Genomic DNA, 24,242 nt, shown 5'->3' with positions numbered 1-24,242 from the left:
CACCCCGCCCGCCGGCGCCGCGATGAGCCTCGGCATCCTTCTCGCCGTGCTCGGCGCGGCATTTCTGCACGCGGGCTGGAACGCGCTGATCAAGACCGGCGGCGACAAGCAGACCGGGATGCTGATGCTGACGCTCGGCCACGCCGCGATCGGCGCGGTCGGGGTGGCGCTGCGCCCCTTGCCCGCCCCCGAGGTCTGGCCCTGGCTGATCGGATCGGGCCTGATCCACATGGCCTACCAGCTTTTCCTCGCCTACGCCTACGAGCATGGCGATCTCAGCCGGGTCTATCCCATCGCGCGCGGCACCGCGCCCCTGATCGTGACCCTGGTCGGAGCCGTGGTTCTGGCCGATACGGTCAGCGTCACCGAATACATCGGCATCTTCGTCCTCGGCCTTGGCATCATGGCGATGGCGCGCGGGGTGTTCTCGTCAGGCGAATCCCGGCGCATGTTGCCGTTCGCGCTGGGCGCGGCGGTGGCAACGGCGGGCTATTCGCTGGTCGACGGCAGCGGCGCGCGGCTGTCGGGCGATGCGGTGGCCTATGTCGGCTGGCTGCTGATCCTGTCGGCGGTGTTTTACGTGCCGGTGATCCTGGCCCTGCGCGGGCGGCGGGTCTTGCGCGCCACGCCGCGCGGTTGGGGGCTGGGGCTGGCGGCCTCGGCGGCGTCCTACACTGCCTACGCGGTGGTGGTCTGGGCGATGACGCAGGCGCCGATCGCGCTGGTCACGGCGCTGCGCGAGACCTCGATCCTGTTCGCGGTCCTGATCGGCTGGGTGTTGTTCGGCGAACCGATGGGCCGGGGCAAACTGGTCGCGGCAGGGCTGGTCGTGTCGGGGGTGATCCTGACCCGGCTGTAACCCGGTCAGGCGCGCGCCGGGATCAGCTGTTGCGCGATGCCCGCGCCCAACAGGTAGAGCGAGGTCGCCACCAGCCCCCAATGCGCCCAGCTTTCGGGATGGAAATCGACCCAGGCGGCCCAGCCGGCGAAGAACGTCCAGGCGATGGCCACCGGTAGGGACAGCGCCCGCCAGCGTTCGGTGCGGGCCGGGTGGACGAACTTGAGGTTGGTGAACATCGCCACCGCCAATGCGACCACCAGCGCCAGAGTGAACCAGAAATTCGGCTCGGTCGCGAACAGAACGATCACCACCATGTTCCAGCAGGCGGGAAAGCCGGCAAAGGAATTGTCCTTGGTTTTCATGCGGGTATCGGCAAAGTAGAGCGCCGAGGCATAGGTGATCAGGATGATCGCGATCCAGCCGGTCCAGCCCGGCAAAAGCCCGGATTTGAAAAGCGCGTAGGCCGGAATGAAGACATAGGTCAGATAGTCGATGATCATGTCCAACAATACGCCGTTGATCTGTTTGGCGTGGACCGTGACCTCGTAGCGGCGCGCCATCGGCCCGTCGATGCCGTCGACCGCGAAGGCCACCACCAGCCAGAGATACATCAGCCCCCATTTCTCGTCCGCCGCGGCCAGCATGGCCAGCATGGCACAGACCGCGCCGATGGCGGTGAAGAGGTGGACGGCAAGGGCTTTGAGTTCGCGAGTCATTCCCGCCCTTTTGACGGAAACGGGGCCATCCCGCAACGGATTTGGGCGACATTTGCCGGGCTTGAGTCGGTCCGGTCGCGGTGCGTGACGGCAAGGCCGCGCGTGGGCGGCAAGGAAAGCTCCCCGGCGCGGAAATGCTGCGCCAAACCGGTGTTGCCCAGCCGGACATGCGCCTTCGCTCTCGCGTCAGAACCGGGCCGCGCGCAATGCCTGGTAGGTTGCGCGGATCGCCTCCAGCGCCGTGAGGTCGGCGGCGGGCGGTGCGCTGCCGGTGGTTTGGCCCGGTGCGCTGAGCGGTGCGCCATAGGGTGCGCCGGCTGGCGCGCTGCCCGGACCTTCGGGTGCGCGCTGACCCTCGGCCAGCATCATCTGCGCCGGCGTGGTCAGGCCGGGGGCCAGCGGGTCAGGCCCCGGGGCGGCGGCACGTGAATTGCCGCCGCGATCCATCTCAAGCCCCATCGCCCGCCCGACCGTGTCGAACGTCCAAGCCCCCGCCATCACCGCGTGGCCCAGCGCATCGTCCCCGGTGACGCGACCGTCCTTGTTGGCATCCAGCCGGTCCCAGACCTCGGAAAATGCCGTGCCGAGCGGGCCGCCGGGGCGGGTGGCGTCGCGCGCGGTGTCGCGTGCGGCGTCGGCAATGAAACTGGCAGCCGCACCGACGGCCTTGCCGGCCCCCAGCTTGTCGATCAGCGAAAACGGCGAGATCGCATTCATGGCCTGTCCTTTCTGGTCAAGCGATTCTGCGATCAGATTGCCAGCGAGGCGTAAAGGAAACGTGACCCGATAGGGCGCATTCGAATCAAATTGTCAGGACCGCGCGCGCGGGTGCGACGCCCGGTAGACCTCCATCAACCGCGCGGTATCGACCGCGGTATAGGCCTGCGTGGTCGACAGCGACGCGTGGCCGAGCAACTCCTGGATCGCCCGGAGATCGCCGCCGGCATCGAGCAGATGGGTCGCAAAACTGTGGCGCATCGCGTGCGGCGTGGCGCTGGCGGGCAGGCCAAGCTGGGCGCGCGCGCGTTCGACCGCCTTTTGCACCTGGCGCGGGTTCAGCGCCCCGCCGCGCGCGCCGCGAAACAGCGGCGCATCGGGCGCCATCGGGTGCGGGCAGAGCCGCAGGTAGGCCGCGACCGCCGCGCGCGCTGCCGGCAGCACCGGCACCAGCCGCTCCTTGCCGCCCTTGCCGGTGATGCGCAGAACCTCGGGCAGGGGGGCGGCGCGTCCGGTCAGGGCCAGCGCCTCGGATATCCGCAACCCGCAGCAATAGAGAAGCGTCACCACCGCCGCGTCGCGCGCCCCGATCCAGACCTCGCCGGTCTGCGTTTCGGCGGTGGCGATCAGGGCTTCGGCGGCGTCTTCGGCCAATGGCCGTGGCAGTTTGCGGGTGAATTTCGGGCTGCGCGTGGCCAGCACCGCGGTGGCGTCGAAGCCGTCGCGCTCCGACAGCCAGCGATAGAAGCTCTTGACCGCCGACAGGGCGCGGGCCAGGGCGCGCGGCCCGATGCCCCGGGCGCGCTCATGGGCCATCCAGGCGCGCATGTCGCCCAGTGTCACCGCCGCCAGCGCTGCCCGCCCGGCGGCTTCGCCGTGGTGCCCGGCCATGAAGGCGAGAAAACCCGCGACATCGCCGCGATAGGCCGCGATGGTGTTGTCTGCCGCCCCGTCGAGGGCGCGCAGGTGATCGAGCCATCCGGCCAGGGCATCACGCTGGCCGGGAGATATGGCGAGCGAGTCAGACATGCACTTTTCGAACATCTCGGGCGGCAAACGCCCGCAAAAATCCAGTAGTTCTTGTCGAAATCCGATCTCGGCTCACGACAACCAGCGGCGCATTGCGCGCTCGAACACGCCGCCGAAGAACGACAGCAGGTCGGTGCCTTGACCCGGTTTGAACTGGTGCGGGTCTTCTGCGCCCAGAACCATCACGCCGGGCAGACGCCCCTCGCCGAGGTCGAGCCGGATGCAGGCCTCGGACCTGATCCAGTAGCCCGATTCGCCGTAGATGCCGCCGTCCTGTTCCTGCACCTGTCGCAGGCTCACGTTGCGCCCGCCATGTTCGCGTGACGCACCGAGGTAGCGGTCGCAGAACCCCGGCTCGCCCACCACGAGCACCTTGCCCAAGCGGCGCGCGGCGTCGCTGTCGTCGGATTGCAGGCTTTCCAGCACCAGGCGCACGCAATCGACCCGCAGGATGTCGGCGACCTCGCCGTCGAGATCGGTCATGAAGGTCTCGAAATCCGCCGGGTCGAGCATTCTGAGCACCGCGCGGTGGATGATGTTCATCCCGGCGAGGTTTTCATAGGCCGCCGCGATCACGCTACGGTGGGTATCCTCGAGCCGGTCGAGCCGCGATTCCAAGCGCTCCATGGCGATGCCGCGCAGGTCGACGATATTGCCGCCCATGGCGCGTTCATTGGCGGCGATCAGCGCGCGCATCAGGTCTTGGTCGTCGAGGATAACTTCGGGTTGCGAAATGATCCGGTCTCTCAGGTCTTCGCTGATCGGCGCGGTGCTCGTCATGTCGGTCTTTCGTTCTGCTCGTTCGGATTCTGCGGACCTTAGCAGAGCCATGGTCGGAATTCTGCATCTTTTTTCGCCCGGGCGGCGCCGATTTCCGCCCGGTTGTTGGATTACTGCACCGCGCGCGGGGCGTCAGACGATCTTGATTCCGGCGGCTTCGGCATCGGCGAGGAAGGCGGCGAGGCCTTTGTCGGTCAGCGGGTGCGCGGCCAGCGCCTTGATCACGGCGGGCGGCGCGGTCATCACGTCGGCCCCGATCAGGGCGGCGTCCCGGACATGGTTGACGCTGCGGATCGAGGCGGCGAGGATTTGCGTCTCGAACCCGTAGTTGTCATAGATCTGGCGAATCTCGGAAATGAGGTCCATGCCGTCCAGGCTGATGTCGTCCAGCCGCCCGATGAAGGGCGAGATGAATGTCGCCCCGGCCTTGGCGGCCAGCAAGGCTTGGTTTGCGGAGAAACACAGCGTGACATTGACCATGTGGCCCTCGCCCGAGAGCACCTTGCAGGCCCGCAACCCGTCCAGCGTGAGCGGCACCTTGACGGCGATGTTGGAGGCGATCGCGGCCAGTTTGCGACCCTCGGCGATCATCGCCTCGGCCTCGGTGGCGATCACTTCGGCGGACACCGGACCTTCGATGAACGAGCAGATTTCCTTGGTCACTTCGAGGATGTCGCGGCCGGATTTCTTGATCAGCGAGGGGTTGGTGGTGACCCCGTCGACCAGCCCGAGCGCATCAAGCTCGCGGATGGCGTCGACATCGGCGGTATCGGCAAAGAATTTCATGGCGCGGCTCCGTTCGCTGCATCTGTGGGATTTCGCGGCTTTCATACAGGAGCGTGCGGCCCGTCGAAAGCCCAAAGCGGCGGGCCGGCATGGCTGAGCCGGTGTTCTTCGATCAGGGCGCGCGGGTGGCTGTGCTTACGACCCAGCCGCTGGACCGGATGCTGACCTACCGTGCGCCCGAAGGCGGCTGCTGGCAGGGGGCGTTTGTCGAGGTGCCGCTTGGGCCGCGCAAGGTGATGGGCGTGATCTGGGGGCCGGGCGAGACCGGGTTCGACGCGGCCAAGCTGCGCGCCGTCATCCGCGTGCTCGACCTGGCCCCGATGCGCCCGGAGATGGCCGCGTTCCTGACCCGGGTGGGCGACTATACCCTGACGCCGATGCCGCAGATGCTGCGGCTGGCCACCCGCGCGCCCGGGCTGACCGATCCGCCGTCGATGCAGAAGGTCTACCGGCGCGGCGGCGAGGTTCCCGCGCGAATGACCGATGCCCGCCGCCGGGTGATCGAGACGCTGGACGATTATGGCGGGCTGGCGTTCACCTTGAGCGAACTGGCCGGGATGGCGGGGGTGTCGACCTCGGTCATCAAGGGGCTGGTCGGGCAGGGGGCGGTGCGCGAGGAGGAAAGCCCGCGCGATCTGCCCTATCCCCGGCTCGACCCGGACGCGCCGGGCAAGACGCTGACCGGCGATCAGGCCGTGGCCGCCAAGGTGCTGCGCGACGGGATCGCGGCCGGGGTCTACGGCACCACGCTGCTGCGCGGTGTCACCGGCTCGGGCAAGACCGAGGTCTATCTGGAAGCGGTCGCGGCATGCCTGGCGCGGGGCCGGCAGGCGCTGGTCCTGCTGCCCGAAATCGCGCTCACCTCCGAGTTCCTGACCCGGGTCGAGGCGCGGTTCGGCGCGCGGCCCGCCGAGTGGCATTCCGGCGTGACCATGACCGAGCGGCGCCGGCTGTGGCGCATGGCGGGCGAGGGGGCGGCACCCTTGGTGGTCGGCGCACGCTCGGCGCTGTTTTTACCGTTTCGCGACCTTGGCCTGGTGGTGGTCGATGAGGAGCATGACCAGTCCTACAAGCAGGAGGACGGGGTGCTCTACTCGGCGCGCGACATGGCGGTGCTGCGCGCCTCGCTGACGGATGCGCAGGTGGTGCTGGCCTCGGCGACGCCCTCGCTGGAAAGCTGGGCCAATGCCGAGGCGGGGAAATACCGGCGCCTCGATCTGACCGCGCGCTTCGGGGCGGCGGTGATGCCCGAGATGCGCGCGATCGACATGCGCGTCGAGGATCTGCCCGGGGACCGCTGGATCTCGCCGACCCTGCAGGCCGCGGTGGGTGCGCGGATCGCGAAGGGCGAACAGGCGCTGCTGTTTCTGAACCGCCGGGGCTATGCGCCGGTGACGATCTGCAGGGCCTGCGGCCACCAGATCGGCTGCGACCATTGCGATGCGCGCATGGTCGAGCACCGGTTCCTGAAACGCCTGGTGTGCCACCAATGCGGCGAGACCAGGCCGATGCCCGACGCCTGCCCGAGCTGCGAGGCCGAGGGGCGGCTGGCCCCAGTCGGGCCGGGGGTCGAGCGGCTGGCCGAGGAGGTGGCGGGGCTGTTTCCCGAGGCGCGGCTGGCGGTGCTGTCGTCGGACCTGTTCGGCTCGGCCCGGGCGCTGAAGGAGATGATCGACCGCATCGCGGCGGGTGGGGCGGATATCGTGATCGGCACGCAGATGGTGGCCAAGGGGCACAATTTTCCGCATCTCACGCTGGTCGGCGTGATCGACGCCGACCTGGGGCTTCAGGGCTCGGACCTGCGCGCCGCCGAAAAGACCTTTCAACTGCTCCGGCAGGTGGCGGGCCGGGCCGGACGCGTCGAGACGCCGGGGCTGGCGCTGATGCAGACCTTCCAACTGGAGCACCCGGTGATCCGCGCCATCCTGTCGGGCGACGAAGAGGGGTTCTGGCGCGCCGAAGCCGCCGAGCGCAAGGCCGCGGGCGTGCCGCCCTATGGCCGGTTGGCGGGTGTGGTGATCTCGGCCTCGACGGCGGAGGCGGCGTTCGATCTGGGCAATGCGCTGGCGCGCGCCGATGGCCCGTTGCGCCAGGTGGGGGCGCAGGTCTATGGCCCGGCCCCGGCCCCGATCGCGCGGGTGCGCGGGCGCCACCGGGTGCGGCTGTTGGTCAAGGCCGCCAAGGACGTGGCGATCCAGCCGGCGCTGCGTGCCTGGGTCGGGCAGTTCACGCCCAAAGGCGACACGCGGCTGTCGGTCGATATCGACCCGCAGAGTTTCTATTGAGAAAATGAGCGCCTGCGGCGCGCTGCATGTCTCGGCGCGCAGGGCGCGCCTCGGGCGCCTCCGGCGGGAGTATTTCGGCCAAGATGAAGCCGGATTTTCAGCTTTGGGTGAAGGTCAGCGGCTTGGTCTGGTGGCGTTTCAGGCGGCCCTTGGCCTCGAGGTCGAGTTGCACGCATTTCACCCACCAGCCGGAAGTGGCGCCGCCGGGAAACAGCGCCTCGGGCAGGAGCGGTTTTGCACGCTCCTTGATTTCGGTCGCTGTCAGCCCGGGTTCGGCCTGCGGGATCACCGCCAGCATGGCATCGCGCATCGCGATATACTTGCCGGCGTCGACATTGCTGGTCCTGCCGGGCGTGTTGACGTTTTCGACGGCGATCTTGTCGGCCATGGCGCGCTCCCTGTTTCGAGCCAGACTAGGATGCCGGCGCGGAATGTCAGGCGCGCGGTGTCATTTTTGCTCTCGCGCCGGTCGTTTCGGCGGCGTAAAGCGGTTTCATGGCGAAACGGTCGATGACACTGGAGGAGGCGCGGAGCCTGCCGCGCTGGCGGCGGCCGGAGGCGCTGTTGATGCTGCTGGCCGTGGCGATGCCGGTGTCATTCTCGACCTGGTCGGCGCTGTTGAACAACTTCGTGATCGAGGCTGCGAATTTCGCCGGGGTCGAGATCGGCTGGCTGCACACGGTGCGCGAGATTCCCGGCTTTTTCGCCATCGGTGTGATCGTGTTGATCATGTTCATCCGCGAACAGGCGCTGGCGCTGGTGGCGCTGGCGCTGCTGGGGGCGGCGACGGCGGTGACGGCGTGGTTCCCCACACTCGGCGGCATCCTGACGGTGACGATGCTGAGTTCGATCGGCTTTCACTACTACGAGACCGTGAACCAGTCGCTCCAGCTGCAATGGATCGACCGCAAGCGCGCGCCTCAGATGCTGGGCTGGCTGCTGGCGGTGGGGTCTGCGGCCTCGCTGGTGGCCTACGGCGCGCTGGTGGTGACCTGGAAGAGCTTCGATCTGAGCTACAATTTCGTCTACATGGTCGCGGGCGGCTTCACGCTGGCGGTGGTGGCGTTCGCCCGGCTTGCCTATCCGCGCTTTGAGAGCCCCGAGCCGCAGCTCAAGACCTTCGTGCTGCGCCGGCGCTACTGGCTCTATTATGCGCTGCAGTTCATGTCGGGGGCGCGGCGGCAGATCTTCACCGTGTTCGCGGCCTTCATGATGGTCGAGCGCTTCGGCTTTGAGGTGCACCAGGTCACGGCGCTGTTCATGCTGAATTTCCTGGCCAACATGCTGTTCGCGCCCCTGATGGGGCGGGCGGTGGCGCGCTGGGGCGAACGGCGGGCCTTGATGTTCGAATATGCCGGGCTGACGCTGGTGTTCCTGGCCTATGGCGGCATCTATCTCTTTGGCTGGGGGGTTGTTCTGGCCGCCGCGCTTTATGTGCTCGACCACCTGTTCTTCGCGCTGGCCTTCGCGCTCAAGACCTATTTCCAGAAGATCGCGGATGTTCCCGACATCGCGCCCACGGCGGCGGTGGCCTTTACCATCAACCATATCGCGGCGGTGTTCCTGCCGGCGCTCTTGGGCTATCTCTGGGTGACCTCGCCGGGCGCGGTGTTCGGGCTGGCGGCGGGCATGGCGCTGGTCTCGCTGGCGCTGGCGATGATGATCCCGCGCCACCCGGAAAAGGGTCACGAAACGGTGTTCTCAGGCCTCGTGCCCTCGCCGGCGGAGTGAGGCGCGCTTATGTTGCCCCTGCGTTGACAGGAGGATTTTCGATGTTCGGACTGACCAAGGCGATGGACATGGTGAGCCGCGAGGCGGCGTTGCCCGGGCGATCCCAGCCGATCCCGACCGCCGAAGCGCATCATGTCTCGGGCCGGCCCCTGACGATGGATGTGCCCGAGGGGATGCAGGTGGCCGTGTTCGGCATGGGCTGTTTCTGGGGCGTCGAACGGATGTTCTGGGGCCTGCCGGGGGTGTGGCTGACCATGGCGGGCTATGCCGGGGGCTTCACGCCGAACCCGACCTATGACGAGGTGTGTTCCGGTCGCACCGGACATACCGAGGTGGTGCGGGTGGTGTTCGACCCGGCGGTGATCGCCTATGAGGATCTGCTGCGGGTGTTCTGGGAAGGTCATGACCCGACCCAGGGCATGCGCCAGGGCAACGACCGGGGCACGCAGTATCGCTCGGCGGTCTATGCCATGACGCCCGAGCAACTTGCGGCCGCCGAGGCGTCGCGCGCGGCGTTCGCGCCACGGCTGGCGGCGGCGGGCCATGGGCCGATCACCACCGAGATCGCCGAGGCCGGGCCGTTCTACTGGGCCGAGGACTATCACCAGCAATACCTGTCGAAAAACCCCGCCGGTTACTGCGGGGTCGGGGGCACCGGGGTGTCCTGCCCGATCGGCACCGGGGCTTGAGGCGCGCGGATGGCCCCGGCCTGGGCCGGGGCCGCCGGGGTCATTGCGGCAGAACGCCTGATTTGCAGACCACGGTGTTGGCGTGTTCCGGCGGCAGCATCCCGAAGAAGTCGAGGTTGGTGACGCAAAGGCTGTCGCCGAGGAACGCGAGGCTGGCCGGGCCGCCCAGGGGCGCGCCCGCCGGGGCGCCGATCTGCTCGCGCGAGGCCGCGTCGGGGGCCACCCGCCAGACCTCGCTGCGGAACGCCTCGGTCAGGTAGAAGGCGCCGTCCGGGCCGACCTCGAGCCCGTCGAGATTGTCGTAACCATAGGTCACCATGCTGCCCGCCCCGGCGCTGCCGTCCTCGTTCAGGGGAATGCGCACCAGCATCGGGTTGCCGCCGGTCACCGCGTAGACCGAGGCGCCGTCCGCCCCCAGCGCGATGCCGTTCGGACCGACACCAAAGCCCGACAGGGGCCGCGCGCCCGGGTCGAACAGCGGATCGTCCGACCACAGCGTCGCCGCGCCGGTGTCAGGCTCGATGCGCCAGATCGCGGCGCGGCTGAGGTCCGAGACCAGCACCGCGCCATCGGGCATCACCACCGGGTCGTCGGTGTAGCAAAAGCCGTAGCCATCGGCGCGGGTGGCGACGGGTGCGACCGCGCCGGTCGACACCGTGACCGCATAAAGCCCGGTCGAAAGCACCGTGCTGTCGGAGCACGCGAGGTCGGCGACATTGGGGTCGTTGGGCCAGGGGTAGAGGTCGGAATGACCGGCGAAGGCAACATAGATGGTGTCGTCGCCGTCGAAGTCGATGCCGATGGTGCTGCCCGCCGCGCCGCCGGTGGCCGACGCGATCGAGCCGATATCGGTGACGGTGCCGTCGGCGCCGATGCGCACGATCCGGCCCGAGGCGAACAGGCTGGCGAACAGGCCGCCGTCGCCATCGGCCACCAGCCCCTCGGGCCGGTCGTCGAACTGCGCCAGAACGCGCCAGTCGTCGGCCAGCGCGGGGCCGGCGAGGGTGGCAAGGGACGCCGCGAGGGCGAGTTTCAGGGGGGAATATCGCATCCGATCCTCCGTCGTTGGGTGCCGCGCGAGAGTAAGTGCGACCTCGTGACCCGCCTCCATCCTGCCGGACTAGTCCGGTTGGACGTAGCGCGCGCGGGCGCCTACGGGGGGAGTGTTTCGGGCCAGGGTGAAGGTGCCGGGCGCGGGGTGTCCTTGACCCGGTGCGGTGGCGGGGCTAGGCCGGGCGCAAGCCAAGGAGCGCAACATGCCGACATTCACCGCCCTGACAACACTGGCCGGCCAGCGCGCCGCCGAAGACCTGGGCGCGGCGCTCGAGAGGCTCGATCCGGTGCCGGTGGGCGTGGGGGTGTCGGAGGTCGAGGACGGCTCGGGCCTGTGGGAGGTCGGCGGCTATTTCACGGAAGAACCGGACGGGATCGCGCTGGCGCTGATCGCCAAGGCGCATGGCGCGCGCGATTTCACCGTGTCGGAACTGCCCGAGGTCGACTGGGTGGCGCATGTCAAACGCGAGCTTGCGCCGGTCGAGGCGGGGCGGTTCTTTGTCTATGGCTCGCATGATGCCGACAAGCTGCCGGGCGACCGCATCGGCCTGAAGATCGAGGCGGCGATGGCGTTCGGCACCGGCCATCACGGCACCACGCTGGGCTGCCTCACGGCGCTCGACAAGATGCTGACGCGCGGGCTGGTCAAACGCAACGTGGCCGATATCGGCTGCGGCACCGCGGTGCTGGCGATGGCGGCGGCCAAGGTCTGGCCCAACCCGGTCATCGCCTCCGACATCGACGAAGTCGCCGTCGAGGTGGCGCGCGCCAACCTCGAGGCCAATTCGATGAGCGACCGCGTGCACGTGATCGAGGCGGCGGGATTCGATCACCCCGATTTCGGCCAGGCCGCGCCGTTCGATCTGGTGTTCGCCAATATCCTCAAGGGACCGCTGGTGGCGCTGGCACCCGACATGGCGCGCCACATCGGGCCGGGAGGGCACGCCATTCTGTCGGGCATCCTGAACCACCAGGCCGACGAGGTGGTCGCCGTCTACGGGCGCGAGGGCTTTGAGGTTTCCGAGCGCGACGTGTTCGGCGACTGGACCACGCTGGTGCTGAAACGCGCCGCCTGAGACAAGATCTGCCACATTTTTGCCGCTTTTTTGCCGCGATTGGCGGCTAAACTCCCAAGGTCGTTTTCCATGCGACGGGATTGGCAAGATGGATGCGAACCAGGCGAATTTTCAGAAGCGTCTGATCGAGATTGATCGAAAACACAGCCGGAGCCGCGGCCGTTTCGTGCGACTGGAAGAGCGCGACGGGATGCTCGTGCCGGTCGACAAGGTGCGGGTCACGCGCCGGGTGCCGCTGCGCGGGCTGATGCTGGCGCTGGTCGCCTTTCTCGGGTTCAAGGCGTTCCTGTTCGCCTATCTCGGCCCCATCACCTATGCCGACCGGCTGTCGTCGCTGGAACAGGGCAACGTGGTCGAACAGATGGGCGCCTGGGCGATGCGGCCCGACGCGGTGTCGCGCTGGGTTGCCGGCGGGCTGCCGGATTTCTGAGCTTCACCCGTCCAGTTCGATCTCGACCAGCCCCAGGCGGCGGGCGTTCTCGGTCGAGAGTATCCCCGAATTCAGCCCGTTCGCGACCTGGAAGGCGCGGATTGCCCGGCGGGTCGCGATGTTGAGCTCGCCGCTGGCCGGGCCGTCATAAAGCCCGCGAATGCTCAGCGCGCGTTGCACCGAGGCGATGAACTCCGGCGTCCAGCGCGGCGGGCAGGGGGTCTCGAAGAACACCTCGTCGCGGCCCTCGACGATGCGGTGGCTCATGCGTTCTTCGTAGCGCGCCGGGGTGATGATGTTGCCGCCGGGGCCGATCTCGGGTTCGGCCACCAGCACGCGCTCGGTGACCTGCTCGATCACCGCGGGCGTCACGTCCTTGCCATAGCAGGCGCCGGGCCGCGCGCCGGGTGGGCCGAGGGTGAAATCGGTGATGATCACCTCGTCGCCAAGGTCGGCGCGGGTGGCGGTGTCGGGCGCGGCGCAGCCGGCCACCACAAGGGCGGCAAACAGCGCGAGATGCGCACGGGGCAAGAAGGCGTTTCGGGTCATCTGCTCGTCCGGTTCTGTTGACCGTTTCGCCAGACCATACCCGGTTTCGCGCCCCGGGCCTAGCCCCGCGATTGGCACCGGATGGCGCCGGGTTGCCTCTGGCATTGCCGGCAAAGAGCGGTTATCTGACCGGGTGCGAACGCGAAGGGGGCATCATGGCCGAGATCAGGACTTTCGAAAAACCCGGACCGGTCGAGACCGACTGGGCCGATGCCATTTCACCGATCGAGGAGATCATCGAAGAGGCCCGCAACGGCCGGATGTTCATCCTGGTCGATCACGAGGACCGCGAGAACGAGGGCGACCTGGTGATCCCGGCGCAGATGGCGACGCCCGAGGCGATCAATTTCATGGCCACCAACGGGCGCGGCCTGATCTGCCTGTCGCTCACGGGCGAGCGGATCGACGCGCTGGGCCTGCCGCTGATGGCGTCGCAGAACGCCTCGCGTCACGAAACCGCCTTCACCGTCTCGATCGAGGCGCGCGAGGGCGTGACCACCGGCATTTCCGCCCATGACCGGGCCCGCACCGTGGCGGTGGCGACCGACCCCACCAAGGGTGCCGCCGACATCGCCACGCCGGGCCATGTCTTTCCGCTGCGCGCCAAGGATGGCGGTGTGCTGGTGCGCGCCGGGCACACCGAGGCCGCCGTCGACATCGCGCGGCTGGCCGGGCTGAACCCGGCGGGCGTGATCTGCGAGATCATGAACGAGGACGGCACCATGGCGCGGCTGCCCGACCTGGTGGCCTTCGCGCAGAAACACAACCTCAAGATCGGGACGATCTCGGACCTGATCGCCTATCGCCACCGCCACGACAACCTGGTGCGCGAAAGCGCGGTGCAGCAGGTGACCTCGGCCTATGGCGGCGACTGGATGATGCGGGTCTTTACCGACGAGACCCAGGGCGCCGAGCATATCGTGCTGTCCAAGGGCGATCTGACCACGGATGAGCCGGTGCTGGTCAGGATGCACGCGCTCAACCCGCTCGAGGATGCGCTGGGCCTCGGACCCGCCCCGGCGGGCGAGTTGCCGCGCGCCATGCAGGTGATCGCCGACGAGGGCCGGGGCGCGGTGGTGCTGCTGCGTGATCCGTCGATGAAACTGGCCGCGGGCGGGCGGGTGTCGCCGCAGATCCTGCGCCAGTATGGCCTCGGCGCGCAGATCCTGTCGGCGCTGGGCATTCATCGCATGATCCTGGTCACAGACAGTCCGAAACCCAAGGTCGTGGGGCTCGAGGCCTACGGCTTGTCGATCGAGGGCACGTGCCCCATCACAAGGGGCGAATGATGGCCGGGACCGAGACCCACTACATCCTGCCGCGCCCGGAGTTCGATGCGCCGGTCAAGCTTCTGATCGTGGTGGCACCCTATTACAAGGACATCGCCGACGACCTGATCGCCGGCGCCAAGGCCGAGATCGAGGCAGCGGGGGCCACCTGGGATCTGGTCGAGGTGCCCGGCGCGCTCGAGGTGCCGTCGGCCATCGGCATCGCCGACCGGCTGTCGAACTTCGACGGCTACGTGGCGCTGGGCTGCGTGATCCGGGGCGAGACCACGCATTACGAAACCGTGTGCAACGACAGTTCGCGCGGGTTGACGCTTCTGGGACTGCAGGGGCTGTGCATCGGCAACGGCATCCTGACGGTGGAAAACCGCGAACAGGCGGTGGTGCGCGCCGATCCTGCCGAGCAGAACAAGGGCGGGGGCGCTGCGGCCGCGGCGCTGCACCTGATCGCGCTGGGCCGCAAGTGGGGCAACACGCGAAAGCCGGTCGGCTTTGGCAGCGGCGACACCTACAAGCTGGCCGACCGGGGCGACGGCGGGACCGGGGCATGACGCTTTCCAACAACCAGAAGCGCAAGATGCGCGCCGCGTCGCGGCTGTTCGCGGTGCAGGCGCTGTTCCAGATGGAAGCCGCGGGCCAGACCGTCGAGAAGGTCACGCGCGAATTCGAGGATCATCGCTTCGGCGAGGTGTTCGACGATATCGAGATGGCGGATGGCGATGTCGACCTGTTTCGCGCCCTTCTCGATACCGCCGTGACCATGCAGGCAAAGATCGACCAGATGACCGACCGCGCGCTGGTGGCCAAATGGCCGATCGCGCGCATCGACCCGACCCTGCGTGCGCTGTTTCGCGCCGCGGGCGCCGAACTGATCCAGCGCGACACGCCGCCCAAGGTGGTGATCACCGAGTTCGTCGATGTCGCGCGCGCCTTTTTCCCCGAGGGCGAGGAGCCCAAGTTCACCAACGCCGTGCTCGACCACATGGCGCGCGAGGCCCGGCCCGAGGCGTTCTGAACGCATCCGCCGTTTTTCGCCCCTCGCGGCATCGTGTCGGCTTTCCCCTTGGCAGCGCGCTGCCCGATGTTACATTGAGAATAGGAACAGAACAGGGAGAGCGCCCATGCCGCGTCTGGTTCGGCTATATATCAAGCAGGTTCTGATCGGCTTCGGCCTGTCGGCGGTGTTCGTCAGCGCGCTGCTCTACACCAATGTCGGAAACCTCTGGCATCTCATCTCGACTTCCGACATCGGCTGGATCGCGTTGATCATGCTGTTCATGTTCAACGGCATCGTCTTTGCCGGCGTGCAGTTCGCCATCGCGGTGATGCGCATGGAACACGACGACACGCCCAAGGGTGGCACCCGCGTGCCGGTGGCGACCGACATCCCGGTCAAGGTCGAGACGGTGGCGCCACGGCGTCACTCGTAAACCGTCAGGATATCCTGCAGCGGCTTTTTCAGCTTGGCCACGGCGGGCACGGTCGCGTCAGCGGCGGGATGCCCGACCGCGAGGATCATCACCGGCTTTTCCGAGGCTGGCCGCCCAAGCGTTTCATTGAGGAATTTCATGAGGTTGGGCGTGTGCGTCAGGCAGGACAGCCCGGCCTGGTGCAAAGCCGCGATCAGGAAACCCGTGGCGATGCCGACGCTTTCGGGCACGTAGTAGTTCTTGAACCGGCTGCCATCGTCGAAGGTGCCTCAACGCTGCGCGAACACCACGATCAGCCACGGCGCGTCCTCCAGATGCGGCTTGGCGGCGTCGGTGCCCAAAGGCTCCAGCGCGCGCAGCCATTCGTCCCCTGCGCCGCCCTCGTAGAACTTTTCCTCCTCCGCCTCGGCCTCGGCCCGGATGCGCGCCTTGAGCGCGGGATCGGCGATCGCGGCGAAGAACCACGGCTGATGATTGGCCCCGGAGGGTGCGCGCCCGGCGGTGGCAACCGCCATCTCGATCACCGCGCGCGGCACCGGGCGGGTCGAGAAATCGCGCACCGAATGGCGGCGCTTCATATGATCGAGGAACCCGGCGGCACTGGCCAGCATGTCGGCATCGCAATAGTCGAAGCGATCCGGCAGGGCCACCGGCTCATGCGGCAGGTTTTTCTTTGAAAACATAGGCCCCTCAGTGCGTTACAGCATCCAAGGCAGAGCGTAGTGGGTGGCGGGACCGCACGCAACCGGGAGGTAAGCTAATTCCCGAGGACCTGCATATACAGGTGGGCGCCAGGTAACCGGACCACGGTCCGGACAGAGCCAGCTCCCTCGGAGTTCGTTAAGGCCACCGGAATTTGACCTCTTGTCGAGAAGGGCAGACCGCCACAGCGACACATAGGCCCCCCGGCGGCTCCGTTCAAGCCCCGTCTGCGGGGTGCGTCTGGACAAGTGTTCATGGATTGTTCATTCTGTGCCCATGCAAGACCATACCCTGCAACCCGGCCAGATCCTCGCGCGCGGCGTCGCCCGCCACCTGCGCCAGCACGATTTCGTCTCGATCGAGGAATTCGTGCCCAAACGCGGCCTGCGCGTCGACGTGTTCGCGCTGGGTCCGAAGGGCGAATTCTGGGTGATCGAGTGCAAATCCTCGCGCGCCGACTACATGGCGGACGGCAAGTGGCAGGGTTATCTCGAATGGGGCGACCGCTTTTTCTGGGCGGTGGACGCGGATTTCCCGTCCGAGCTTTTGCCGGCCGAGACCGGGCTGATCGTCGCCGACGGGTTCGACGCCGAGATCCTGCGCATGGGCCCGGAAACACGCCTGGCCCCGGCCCGGCGCAAGGTGATGTTGCAGAAATTCGCCCGCCACGCCGCGTCCCGCCTGCATGGCTGGCGCGACCCCGGCGTCAGCGCTTTTTGCGACCCGGCGCCTTCGCGCCCTCGGCCATAGCGCGCGCCTGCGCGGCGGCGGCCCTGATCTCCTCGGCGATCTCCTCGGCCTCTTCGGGCTCGAAATCCATCGGCAGATCGACCCCGTCGCCGGCCACATAGATCCTCACCATCCCCAGCGTGGTGGGGCCGATCTGAAGGTTGGCGGTGATGTCGGATTCCGAGTTGATGCCCATGCTGGCCTCCTGAAACGCATCCCCCGCGATACTGCGCAGGCGCACGTTTTTCAAGCCCGCGCCTCTTGCAATGCCCCGGTCGCGACGGTAAATGCAAGGCGCGTGCCGACATAGCTCAGTAGGTTAGAGCGCTTGATTGTGGATCAAGAGGTCCCCCGTTCGAGCCGGGGTGTCGGTACCACTCCCCAACAGCCGAAAATCCCGGTGGAAAACAGCTGAATGCCGAAACCCTTGGCGGCGCAGGATTCACGCGCCCCGGGGGGGCGGTATCCAGTCCTGTCTGTTCGGAAAGTCCCAAATGGAGCGGGCGATGAGATTCGAACTCACGACCCTAACCTTGGCAATCTCAATAAATGAATAAAGCCAATGACTTGTGACTGGATTGCATTTGGAAAGGCACGTCACAATGGCAACAATTCGAAAACTTCCCTCCGGAAAGTGGAATGTACAGGTTCGCAGCAAGGGCAAACTCTATGCCTCAAAGACCTTCGTGCACCGTCGTCGCGCCGAAAAATGGGCCAAGGAGAAAGACGCGGAACTTGGGGTAGGGCACCTGCTCTTCATAGATGCTGGCCACAAGTACTGCATTGAGGTTCTGGATGGAAAACCATCGCAGTTGCTCGCAGCCAATCGTGTGGATCGGATCTCTCGGTACCCGGCCATGGATAAGCCGATGGACAAGATTACTCTTCAGGACATCAACGCGTACAAGAAATATAGGCTTGCCGAAGTCTCAAAGGCGACCTGTCGAGATGAGCTTCTGATGATCCGGCGCGTCTATCGTTGGTACATACGAGAACATCATGCCGAGACCGGGAAGCTACTCTCCAACCCCAGTGAATACCTGACGGTCCCACCGCCCGGGAAAGCCAGGGAACGAGTGATTTCCAGACGTGAATTGCACCTGCTCCTCGGGGCGATGTCTCCCCAAATGGCAAAGATTGTCGAGTTCGCTTTTGAGACGGCGATGAGGCGAAGTGAGATTCTGAAGTTCACTCCCAATGATGTGTTCTTGGACGACCGCTTCCTACGCGTTATTGAGGGCAAAGAAGGGTCGAGGGACGTGCCGCTCACGAAGCGCGCTGTGGAGCTACTGGAGGGTGTGGCGCATGCGGAGGGGCAAGACCTGCCGGTGTTCAACGCCGCCCCTTACAGCGTCACACAAGCCCTCAGGCGGGCGCGTATCAAGGCGGGTCTTGGGGAGGATGTAAAATTTCATCAGTTGAGGCATTCGCGGATCACGGAAGTGGCCAGGATGGGTCTCAACCAAGCGCAAATCATGGTCGTCAGTGGGCATCGGGACATCCGAAGTGTGCAACGCTATACTCACTTGAATGTACGGGATGTTGTTGGGCTGATTGATCAAAGATCGGAGAGGTAGTGCAGGGAGGTACTTGGTGGACGAGGATGGATTGGACTGAAATGGTAAGGCGCTTGGTTCGCCATCTGTTTTGGGGGATTCCTCCTGTACCATCTGTTTTGTGCCGTGGCACTGCCTTGCGGAGAGCGCCAACAGAAAATGAATCTTTTAATATCAGGTGTTTGCAAGAAATTTTCCCATCATACTCTTGAAAATTTTTGTTTTTGCACCATATGATTATAATACGTGCGCCAAGAATTTGGCTGCTCGTTTTTTCCAGACACATATTGAACCGATTCACCCCGCTAATTCTGGCAGGGGCATTGGTGTGTTCTTTTCAAGGAAATGATAATGAATTTTGAAAACAAAAACGGGAGCCTTCCGCTCCATAGGCGAAAGAACATCTTTGCTGAACTCGATCAGGCTTTGCGCTTGTCAGGGTTCGTTGGGGATACGTCCCTACCGAGGCTGCTTTGGCTTGCATTCCACACGAAGGACTTTGAACGGCCAGTTTCCGTGGCTGTATTGGGGCCATCGGGGGCGGGCAAGTCGTTCGCTCTCAAGGCGGCGCAAAAATTTGTACCAGACGACTGGTATGAGACTATCCACGCGATGTCGGAAAAGGCTTTGGTCTATAGCCCACTGGACCTAAAGCACCGGTTTCTTGTGATCCAAGAAGCTGCAGGAATGGCAAAAGGCGAAGGGAGAACACTCTTGCGCCAACTGCTCACCGAAGGCGAGTTGAACTATGTCACCGTTGACTCTGTGGACGGGGAACTTGGTGGGAAGCATTTGCGGCGAGAAGGCCCCACGGGGGTCATGATGACCACAACAGCAGCGTCACTGCATCCAGAAGACGCAAGTCGAATGTTCTGTTTCAATTTCTCTGATGATCCTGAACAAGCTAGGGCAATTCTCAGAACACAAGCTAGCGCAAGGAAACCTAAGTTGTCTGAAGACGTACTCGAGGCATGGAAGAACTTTTCGGCCCAGGCGCTGTCTCGAAAGGTTGATGTGATAATCCCCTTTGCTGAAGACCTAGCTGATGCGGTTCCTGTGACACACCTTCGTATCAGACGCGACTTTGAACAGGTTCTCAAACTAATTGAGACGAGCGCACGCCTGCACCGGTCAAACCGAGAACGAGCAGATAACGGCGCTTACATAGCGACAATTGAGGACTATGCACATGTGTTCGATCTAGTGGCTAGGCCGCTGTCCGAAGGAATAGAAGCGACCGTTCCTCAAGGCGTTGTGGACGTAGTCCGGGCCGTTGAAGAACTGGCTCGAACAGAATCGGCACTGGTCTGCTCGGGCATTTCTCAAAAAGACGTGGCTCAACATATCGGACGAGACAAGTCCTTTGTAAGTCGAAATGTGGAAGTTGCACTTTCTCATGGTTTCTTGGAGGACTGGAACTACGGGAAGGGTAGGGTGTCTGATCTTCGTGTTGGCCATGCGGCACTGCCTTCAAATGAGACTGTGCTTCCTAGGCCGGAAAGCCTCAAATAATCTAGAGATTCTAAGGTAAATTGTTAATAGGGTAATACCAACCCAACATGCAATTGACACACGGTAGGGGGAGCGTAGTAGCCATTGGCTGTTTATGGTGCTCACTCCCCCTATCGTACAACTCCGCAACAGTGAGATAGTGTGAGTCCAGTTAAACCCTGTAAGTGGGTGAGGCAGTTTCCAGCCTTAAGTGCATCGGAGGTCGCCAAATTGATACGGGGAACCCAAAGCTCGTTGTCCCGATATCTGTGAGATACGTAGTGATTGTGAAAGTCTTTGATATTAAAAAAGAAAAGAATTTGGGCAGTCAAACGGAAGAGCGCCCCTAGGCGCCTCCTCTGGACTCCCATTGCATTGCTGCTGTGTCTCTGATCGCTTTCCTGTTCGCCCGTGTGGGTGGTCTGAGACCAAGGACAAAAGCTCCTTTACAGTGCTGGCGGTATTTGGGGCCTTCAGGAAAGCGAGTCCCCGCCACTCGAGTCATAACTCGTTGGACTCATCCCAAGGCTTATTTGAGCGGTGGTCGTCTGGCCAGGATGAGCCAATATTTTCAGGGTTGTCGTCTGCCCTGAATATGAAAAGGAGGAGTACGTAGAATATGCCCGCGACAAGTACTAGCTGCGGCAGAAAAAACAGGAAATCAACGATATCCAAGGGCCAATGCCCGAAGCGTCGGATCATGAAAAGCGCTGCACATATTGCAATGGCACCAGCCAAGATGACTCGATTACCGTTCGACATGCCGCCACGCTCCCTCGACTACGTTTTCCGCATTGATATTATCGCCTATTCTGTCCCTGTGAAACTATCGGAACTTCGAAGGTAGTCACCAGAAGTCCAAAACTCCTTGATTTTGTCATCCCAGACTGCAGTCCTGAGACAAGGTGCAGCGGTGTAGGGGGACGATCCGCCGGTGTTCTCGCATGCAGACCCTTGCGCTGGAAGCAGCAGGAAGGCACCAAGGTCGGCTGTCTCTGCGATAAGAGGCCGGTACCCAAAGTGATCGAAGACTTTGCCCTCCACGATGATGTGGGTGTTACATCCTCCCGAACCACACCAGGGTGTGCCTATACCGGTACAACTGAAGTTGGCGAACACTACGGTGGCTTTTGTTCCATGTGAACCGAGGTCAAGTTCATACACAGATACCGGATCTACAGTGAGGTCAATTGGACCGTCAGGCGCTTTGTCTTGCATGAAATCCAATCGCGCTTCGGCTGTGGCAATGCACTGTGCTCGATACTCTGCAAGAATTCGGTCGACCATAGGCTCTCCCTCAGCAGGGAGTGCTAGCAAGGCTGTTACCAAAAGTGAAACTGCCAAAGGCTTCATACCCACTCCATAGCATCTCGGTGGCATTGAGGCCAGCTAAGCAACAAGCTCTTCGATTGCTGCCAACCGGGCGCAGGACATCTTGAAAATTTTGCCGAGAAAATTTGAAGGTGTCATTCTAGAACATGAAGGCCCCCCTATCCCCCCGGGGTACCCCTCGCTTTGCCGCAATGTTCCTGTGCAGAACACATCGTTCGTCCGAACCGCCGCATGACTCAGATACCCCATCGGTGGGAGTCCTGGCGAGAGTGCCTGACATCTACCTCCACAAGGTGGGGGTCGTGTGATGTAAGGTGTTGAAACGGTTATACTATCGCGATTTCCATTCCAGCCGTTCACACTTGGACACGTGAACATGTCTGGAATGGATGTGACGAACGGAAAGCAGCGAAAAACTCGGGAGGTGAAGTGATGACGGTTATCATCGGACTACCGTTCACTGAAATGGCTCAAGGTCTTCCTAACGGGAAAGATGGTCCAACTGGCGAAGGGAGGCTGCAAGAATTTCAGACTATCCGATATTTTCGTTTCATAAAGGCTTGGAGTCGCTCGACTTTGGCCAAAAACATACAGAATTGATCCCTGGCATCTGATGGTGACGTCTCAAAGCAAGACAACAATTCCTCATCCTGCGCGAAATAGTCCATTAGGAAGTTGGTTGAAACGTTGGCTTGTTCGAAAAGGGGGCGTCTAGATCCCTCAATCGCATGGATCGGACCAAAAACATCACTCCCCTGTAGTGCCCAATCTGGAATTCTGCGTGTACTTTGAGCCAATGTAGCATGGGTGCATGTCTCTACCAAAGATACACAGTCCAATCCGTGTTCTTGAAGATCGTCGACGAACTGGCTCGACATGCTACTAACGTCGCATATTGAATGGAATCTGGCGAAATCATTTGGGCTTTGAGTGTATGCCAATGAGCAAACAGCTTGAAGAGCGGCGACCCGTTTGAATTGCAGGAACTGTTCGTCGGTAATGTTCTGTTTGGCTAGGTAGTGCCGTTTGCCAGCCTCTGCCTTGACCGCTGTAGCTGGAAACAAAATGAAAAAAATATCCGTCTCGAAGTTTTCCGCACCTTCGTTTGAGGAAAGAATTTCCCCGAGTGTCCCAACCCAAAAATCCTCGGCGGGCATCTTTCGTTTACCCCACATCTCATTCCCTCTTCGTACTTGGGACCAGCATAGTCAACTTTATCGACAACGTTTCCCGGAAGTCCACGGTTATCTTTGCCTATGGCGCAAAGGGTTCAGTGTGAGCTACTCCCCGTCTCTTGGACAGGATCTGGCGTAAATTAAGCTACTCTTTGCACCTGCTGATCGGGTTGGTTGATATCATTTCTCTGCCAATAGACCAGCGCCGGTGGCTTGCCGCCGAGGGCTGAGTGAGGACGCGGGCGTAGCTCAGGGGTAGAGCATTCTTCGCCGAAGCTTGCTTCGTGCACCTTTCCAAGCCGAATCGGGTGCCGCAGGGCATGATCGCTGCAAGCGCAACGTTCACAATTCACAGGGCAGAGGTGTGAACGAGCGTTGAGAATCTGAGGGTTTTGTGTTACCCACAGCTCTGCAAGTCATTGTTTTTGAAGTACCCAAATGGAGCGGGCGATGAGATTCGAACTCACGACCCTAACCTTGGCAAGGTTATGCTCTACCCCTGAGCTACGCCCGCGTCCTTGGGTGAGGCGGAGATAGGAGATACCGCCGCGGGCTGCAAGGGGAAAATTGGCGGGCCGGGCGAAAATTTCGTGCCCCGTCGCCGCAAATGCCCGTGGTCAACCTGCCGCAGTGCAATCCGCCGATGAGCGCCTACATCCGGAGCAGGCAATGACATTCGACGCTTCATCGGCGCCGTGAGCCAGGGGAGGGTTCCAATGCCGCACATCATGATCCTGGGTGCGGGCTTCGGCGCGCTCACAGCGGTGCGCCGGATACGCAAGCTTGGCATCGACGCCAAGATCACCGTGGTGTCTCCGACCGACCACCTGACCTATCTGCCCTCGCTGATCTGGATGCCCTCGGGGCTGCGGCGTGGCTCTGACATCGACATCGACCTCGGCGGCTTTTTCGCCCGCGAAGGCGTCACCTGGCACCAGGGGCGGGTGGTCGGCGTGACCGATGGCGGGCGCAAGGTCGAGACCGACAGCGGCACGCTGGAGAACGACTACCTGATCATCGCCACTGGCGGGCGCTACATCAAGAAACTGCCCGGCCTTGCCGAACACGCGATCATCCCCTGCGAGGGGACGGCGATGGGGCAGGCGGTGCACGACCGGATCGCGGCCATGACCGGTGGCACCATCGCGGTGGGCTTCGGCACCAACGAGAAGGAACCCAAGGCGGTGCGCGGCGGGCCGATGTTCGAATTCCTGTTCGGCATCGACACGCTGCTCCGGCGTCAGGGCCGGCGCGATGCCTTCCGACTGGTGTTCTTCAACGGCGCCGCCCGGCCCGGCAACCGGCTGGGCGACAAGGCGGTCGACGGGCTTCTGGCCGAGATGAAGCGGCGCGGCATCGACGTGCATATCGGGGCCAAGCCGAAACGGATCGAGGCCGACCGCATCGTCACCGAGGCTGAGGAAATCCCCGCCGATCTGGTCCTGTTCATGCCCGGCATGACCGGCCCCGACTGGCTAGATGCCACCGACCTGCCGCGCTCGGAAGGCGGCTTCGTCAAGGCCGATGCCAAATGCCGGGTCGAGGGCTGGGGCCAGACCTACGTGGTCGGCGACACCGGCTCCTATCCCGGCCCCGATTGGCTGGCGAAACAGGCCCACCAGGCCGACCTGCAAGCCGAGGCGGCGGTGGCCAACATCGCCGACGAGATCGTCGGACGCGCGCCCAGCCACGACTTCAAGGCCGAGCTGGTTTGCATCGTCGACACCATCGACAAGGGCATCCTCGTGTTCCGCAACCGCCGCATCACGCTGTTCCTGCCGAAGATGCGGGTGATGCACTGGGCCAAGCGGATGTTCGAACGCCACTACCTGCGCGCCTACCGGCGCTGATCGGGGCAC

At 63.9% G+C, this 24,242-nt stretch carries 24 protein-coding genes, 2 tRNA genes and 1 pseudogene; 15 read left to right on the top strand and 12 right to left on the bottom strand.

The window, feature by feature from the left end; translation table 11 throughout:
• The first annotated feature begins 22 nt into the window (after positions 1–22).
• Positions 23–859 (top strand): EamA family transporter, encoded by an 837-nt coding sequence (locus FVF75_RS11215; RefSeq protein ID WP_148378070.1) that lies wholly within the window; start codon positions 23–25, stop codon positions 857–859.
• Between the two features lie 5 nt (positions 860–864).
• On the opposite strand, the gene FVF75_RS11210 is transcribed toward FVF75_RS11215, so the two are convergent.
• The 5 genes from FVF75_RS11210 to fsa form a co-directional block, all read right to left on the bottom strand.
• Entirely contained in the window at positions 865–1,557 is a 693-nt protein-coding gene (locus FVF75_RS11210; RefSeq protein WP_148378069.1) for a CDP-alcohol phosphatidyltransferase family protein, read from the bottom strand.
• Between the two features lie 186 nt (positions 1,558–1,743).
• On the bottom strand, positions 1,744–2,274 hold the full coding sequence (locus tag FVF75_RS11205; protein ID WP_148378068.1) for a hypothetical protein: 531 nt from the start codon (positions 2,272–2,274) through the stop codon (positions 1,744–1,746).
• A gap of 93 nt (positions 2,275–2,367) precedes the next feature.
• Positions 2,368–3,303: a tyrosine recombinase XerC gene (locus tag FVF75_RS11200; protein WP_148378067.1), complete on the bottom strand. Its 936-nt coding sequence runs from the start codon at positions 3,301–3,303 to the stop codon at positions 2,368–2,370.
• 72 nt (positions 3,304–3,375) lie between these two features.
• On the bottom strand, positions 3,376–4,083 hold the full coding sequence (locus tag FVF75_RS11195) for a DUF484 family protein (protein ID WP_148378066.1): 708 nt from the start codon (positions 4,081–4,083) through the stop codon (positions 3,376–3,378).
• Positions 4,084–4,215: 132 nt separating this feature from the next.
• On the bottom strand, positions 4,216–4,869 hold the full coding sequence (gene fsa / locus FVF75_RS11190; RefSeq protein ID WP_148378065.1) for a fructose-6-phosphate aldolase: 654 nt from the start codon (positions 4,867–4,869) through the stop codon (positions 4,216–4,218).
• A gap of 89 nt (positions 4,870–4,958) precedes the next feature.
• Here fsa and FVF75_RS11185 point away from each other — a divergent pair, with 89 nt between their 5' ends.
• On the top strand, positions 4,959–7,154 hold the full coding sequence (locus FVF75_RS11185) for a primosomal protein N' (RefSeq protein ID WP_148378064.1): 2,196 nt from the start codon (positions 4,959–4,961) through the stop codon (positions 7,152–7,154).
• Positions 7,155–7,251: 97 nt separating this feature from the next.
• Here FVF75_RS11185 and FVF75_RS11180 read toward each other — a convergent pair whose 3' ends face one another.
• Positions 7,252–7,542, bottom strand: coding sequence for a DUF6958 family protein (locus tag FVF75_RS11180; RefSeq protein ID WP_148378063.1), 291 nt, complete (start codon positions 7,540–7,542; stop codon positions 7,252–7,254).
• 107 nt (positions 7,543–7,649) lie between these two features.
• Between FVF75_RS11180 and FVF75_RS11175 the strand changes: the two genes are divergently transcribed.
• Together FVF75_RS11175 and msrA are read left to right on the top strand one after the other, a co-directional pair.
• Positions 7,650–8,885 (top strand): MFS transporter, encoded by a 1,236-nt coding sequence (locus tag FVF75_RS11175; RefSeq protein WP_148378062.1) that lies wholly within the window; start codon positions 7,650–7,652, stop codon positions 8,883–8,885.
• A 41-nt stretch (positions 8,886–8,926) separates the two neighbouring features.
• Positions 8,927–9,574 (top strand): peptide-methionine (S)-S-oxide reductase MsrA, encoded by a 648-nt coding sequence (gene msrA / locus FVF75_RS11170; protein WP_148378061.1) that lies wholly within the window; start codon positions 8,927–8,929, stop codon positions 9,572–9,574.
• 40 nt (positions 9,575–9,614) lie between these two features.
• On the opposite strand, the gene FVF75_RS11165 is transcribed toward msrA, so the two are convergent.
• Positions 9,615–10,625 carry an SMP-30/gluconolactonase/LRE family protein gene (locus FVF75_RS11165; RefSeq protein ID WP_148378060.1) on the bottom strand — a complete coding sequence of 337 codons (1,011 nt, stop codon included), beginning with the start codon at positions 10,623–10,625 and terminating at the stop codon, positions 9,615–9,617.
• A gap of 205 nt (positions 10,626–10,830) precedes the next feature.
• Between FVF75_RS11165 and FVF75_RS11160 the strand changes: the two genes are divergently transcribed.
• Both FVF75_RS11160 and FVF75_RS11155 read left to right on the top strand, forming a co-directional pair.
• The gene (locus FVF75_RS11160; protein ID WP_148378059.1) at positions 10,831–11,703 is read left to right on the top strand and encodes a 50S ribosomal protein L11 methyltransferase; all 873 of its coding nucleotides are present in this window, start codon (positions 10,831–10,833) and stop codon (positions 11,701–11,703) included.
• Between the two features lie 166 nt (positions 11,704–11,869).
• Positions 11,870–12,133 carry a hypothetical protein gene (locus FVF75_RS11155; protein WP_246138064.1) on the top strand — a complete coding sequence of 88 codons (264 nt, stop codon included), beginning with the start codon at positions 11,870–11,872 and terminating at the stop codon, positions 12,131–12,133.
• Between the two features lie 3 nt (positions 12,134–12,136).
• Here the strand turns inward: FVF75_RS11155 and FVF75_RS11150 are convergent, their stop codons facing one another.
• Positions 12,137–12,682 carry a peptidoglycan-binding domain-containing protein gene (locus FVF75_RS11150; protein ID WP_166130996.1) on the bottom strand — a complete coding sequence of 182 codons (546 nt, stop codon included), beginning with the start codon at positions 12,680–12,682 and terminating at the stop codon, positions 12,137–12,139.
• A 155-nt stretch (positions 12,683–12,837) separates the two neighbouring features.
• Between FVF75_RS11150 and ribB the strand changes: the two genes are divergently transcribed.
• The 4 genes from ribB (at position 12,838) to FVF75_RS11130 (ending at position 15,398) form a co-directional block, all read left to right on the top strand.
• Entirely contained in the window at positions 12,838–13,971 is a 1,134-nt protein-coding gene (gene ribB / locus FVF75_RS11145; protein ID WP_148378057.1) for a 3,4-dihydroxy-2-butanone-4-phosphate synthase, read from the top strand.
• A complete protein-coding gene (locus FVF75_RS11140) occupies positions 13,971–14,519 on the top strand; it encodes a 6,7-dimethyl-8-ribityllumazine synthase (protein ID WP_148378056.1) in 549 nt (182 codons plus the stop codon). The genes ribB and FVF75_RS11140 overlap by 1 nt, the downstream gene beginning before the upstream one ends.
• Positions 14,516–14,983 (top strand): transcription antitermination factor NusB, encoded by a 468-nt coding sequence (gene nusB / locus FVF75_RS11135; protein ID WP_148378055.1) that lies wholly within the window; start codon positions 14,516–14,518, stop codon positions 14,981–14,983. The genes FVF75_RS11140 and nusB overlap by 4 nt, the downstream gene beginning before the upstream one ends.
• A gap of 106 nt (positions 14,984–15,089) precedes the next feature.
• Positions 15,090–15,398, top strand: a complete 309-nt coding sequence (locus tag FVF75_RS11130; RefSeq protein ID WP_148378054.1) for a hypothetical protein — start codon at positions 15,090–15,092, stop codon at positions 15,396–15,398.
• On the opposite strand, the pseudogene FVF75_RS11125 reads toward FVF75_RS11130, so the two are convergent.
• Positions 15,389–16,081, bottom strand: a pseudogene (locus FVF75_RS11125) (nitroreductase family protein). The gene FVF75_RS11130 and the pseudogene FVF75_RS11125 overlap by 10 nt on opposite strands.
• Before the next feature lie 295 nt (positions 16,082–16,376).
• On the opposite strand from FVF75_RS11125, the gene FVF75_RS11120 reads away from it, so the two are divergent.
• Entirely contained in the window at positions 16,377–16,850 is a 474-nt protein-coding gene (locus FVF75_RS11120; protein WP_148378053.1) for an MmcB family DNA repair protein, read from the top strand.
• On the opposite strand, the gene FVF75_RS11115 is transcribed toward FVF75_RS11120, so the two are convergent.
• Positions 16,807–17,025 carry a DUF6324 family protein gene (locus FVF75_RS11115; protein ID WP_148378225.1) on the bottom strand — a complete coding sequence of 73 codons (219 nt, stop codon included), beginning with the start codon at positions 17,023–17,025 and terminating at the stop codon, positions 16,807–16,809. The genes FVF75_RS11120 and FVF75_RS11115 overlap by 44 nt on opposite strands.
• 104 nt (positions 17,026–17,129) lie before the next feature.
• Here FVF75_RS11115 and FVF75_RS11110 point away from each other — a divergent pair.
• The 3 genes from FVF75_RS11110 (at position 17,130) to FVF75_RS11100 (ending at position 19,897) form a co-directional block, all read left to right on the top strand.
• Positions 17,130–17,206 (top strand) — tRNA-His (locus tag FVF75_RS11110).
• 225 nt (positions 17,207–17,431) lie between these two features.
• On the top strand, positions 17,432–18,406 hold the full coding sequence (locus tag FVF75_RS11105) for a tyrosine-type recombinase/integrase (protein WP_148378052.1): 975 nt from the start codon (positions 17,432–17,434) through the stop codon (positions 18,404–18,406).
• Positions 18,407–18,736: 330 nt separating this feature from the next.
• Positions 18,737–19,897, top strand: coding sequence for a hypothetical protein (locus FVF75_RS11100; RefSeq protein ID WP_148378051.1), 1,161 nt, complete (start codon positions 18,737–18,739; stop codon positions 19,895–19,897).
• 1,838 nt (positions 19,898–21,735) lie between these two features.
• Here the strand turns inward: FVF75_RS11100 and FVF75_RS11095 are convergent.
• Positions 21,736–22,383 carry a hypothetical protein gene (locus FVF75_RS11095; RefSeq protein ID WP_148378050.1) on the bottom strand — a complete coding sequence of 216 codons (648 nt, stop codon included), beginning with the start codon at positions 22,381–22,383 and terminating at the stop codon, positions 21,736–21,738.
• 439 nt (positions 22,384–22,822) lie between these two features.
• Positions 22,823–22,897, bottom strand: a tRNA-Gly gene (locus FVF75_RS11090).
• A gap of 202 nt (positions 22,898–23,099) precedes the next feature.
• On the opposite strand from FVF75_RS11090, the gene FVF75_RS11085 reads away from it, so the two are divergent.
• Complete coding sequence (locus tag FVF75_RS11085) at positions 23,100–24,233, top strand: NAD(P)/FAD-dependent oxidoreductase (RefSeq protein WP_148378049.1); 1,134 nt, start codon at positions 23,100–23,102, stop codon at positions 24,231–24,233.
• The last annotated feature ends 9 nt before the right edge of the window (positions 24,234–24,242 follow it).

This window comes from Maritimibacter fusiformis, assembly GCF_008086115.1.
GTDB lineage: Bacteria > Pseudomonadota > Alphaproteobacteria > Rhodobacterales > Rhodobacteraceae > Muriiphilus > Muriiphilus fusiformis.
The sequence above is the reverse complement of the archived record's forward strand: the minus strand, read 5'-3'. Positions and strand labels throughout refer to the sequence as shown.

What these genes read in the sequence shown, in the direction of transcription:
- FVF75_RS11210 (WP_148378069.1), bottom strand. Translation starts at nt 1,557, where the DNA reads ATGACTCGCGAACTCAAAGCCCTTGCCGTCCACCTCTTCACCGCCATC.
- msrA (WP_148378061.1), top strand. Translation starts at nt 8,927, where the DNA reads ATGTTCGGACTGACCAAGGCGATGGACATGGTGAGCCGCGAGGCGGCG.
- FVF75_RS11105 (WP_148378052.1), top strand. Translation starts at nt 17,432, where the DNA reads ATGGCAACAATTCGAAAACTTCCCTCCGGAAAGTGGAATGTACAGGTT.
- FVF75_RS11140 (WP_148378056.1), top strand. Translation starts at nt 13,971, where the DNA reads ATGGCCGGGACCGAGACCCACTACATCCTGCCGCGCCCGGAGTTCGAT.
- FVF75_RS11095 (WP_148378050.1), bottom strand. Translation starts at nt 22,383, where the DNA reads ATGTGGGGTAAACGAAAGATGCCCGCCGAGGATTTTTGGGTTGGGACA.
- FVF75_RS11085 (WP_148378049.1), top strand. Translation starts at nt 23,100, where the DNA reads ATGCCGCACATCATGATCCTGGGTGCGGGCTTCGGCGCGCTCACAGCG.
- FVF75_RS11120 (WP_148378053.1), top strand. Translation starts at nt 16,377, where the DNA reads ATGCAAGACCATACCCTGCAACCCGGCCAGATCCTCGCGCGCGGCGTC.
- fsa (WP_148378065.1), bottom strand. Translation starts at nt 4,869, where the DNA reads ATGAAATTCTTTGCCGATACCGCCGATGTCGACGCCATCCGCGAGCTT.
- FVF75_RS11205 (WP_148378068.1), bottom strand. Translation starts at nt 2,274, where the DNA reads ATGAATGCGATCTCGCCGTTTTCGCTGATCGACAAGCTGGGGGCCGGC.
- ribB (WP_148378057.1), top strand. Translation starts at nt 12,838, where the DNA reads ATGGCCGAGATCAGGACTTTCGAAAAACCCGGACCGGTCGAGACCGAC.
- FVF75_RS11215 (WP_148378070.1), top strand. Translation starts at nt 23, where the DNA reads ATGAGCCTCGGCATCCTTCTCGCCGTGCTCGGCGCGGCATTTCTGCAC.
- FVF75_RS11130 (WP_148378054.1), top strand. Translation starts at nt 15,090, where the DNA reads ATGCCGCGTCTGGTTCGGCTATATATCAAGCAGGTTCTGATCGGCTTC.
- FVF75_RS11115 (WP_148378225.1), bottom strand. Translation starts at nt 17,025, where the DNA reads ATGGGCATCAACTCGGAATCCGACATCACCGCCAACCTTCAGATCGGC.
- FVF75_RS11180 (WP_148378063.1), bottom strand. Translation starts at nt 7,542, where the DNA reads ATGGCCGACAAGATCGCCGTCGAAAACGTCAACACGCCCGGCAGGACC.
- FVF75_RS11200 (WP_148378067.1), bottom strand. Translation starts at nt 3,303, where the DNA reads ATGTCTGACTCGCTCGCCATATCTCCCGGCCAGCGTGATGCCCTGGCC.
- FVF75_RS11160 (WP_148378059.1), top strand. Translation starts at nt 10,831, where the DNA reads ATGCCGACATTCACCGCCCTGACAACACTGGCCGGCCAGCGCGCCGCC.
- FVF75_RS11195 (WP_148378066.1), bottom strand. Translation starts at nt 4,083, where the DNA reads ATGACGAGCACCGCGCCGATCAGCGAAGACCTGAGAGACCGGATCATT.
- FVF75_RS11165 (WP_148378060.1), bottom strand. Translation starts at nt 10,625, where the DNA reads ATGCGATATTCCCCCCTGAAACTCGCCCTCGCGGCGTCCCTTGCCACC.
- FVF75_RS11175 (WP_148378062.1), top strand. Translation starts at nt 7,650, where the DNA reads ATGGCGAAACGGTCGATGACACTGGAGGAGGCGCGGAGCCTGCCGCGC.
- nusB (WP_148378055.1), top strand. Translation starts at nt 14,516, where the DNA reads ATGACGCTTTCCAACAACCAGAAGCGCAAGATGCGCGCCGCGTCGCGG.
- FVF75_RS11100 (WP_148378051.1), top strand. Translation starts at nt 18,737, where the DNA reads ATGAATTTTGAAAACAAAAACGGGAGCCTTCCGCTCCATAGGCGAAAG.
- FVF75_RS11185 (WP_148378064.1), top strand. Translation starts at nt 4,959, where the DNA reads ATGGCTGAGCCGGTGTTCTTCGATCAGGGCGCGCGGGTGGCTGTGCTT.
- FVF75_RS11150 (WP_166130996.1), bottom strand. Translation starts at nt 12,682, where the DNA reads ATGACCCGAAACGCCTTCTTGCCCCGTGCGCATCTCGCGCTGTTTGCC.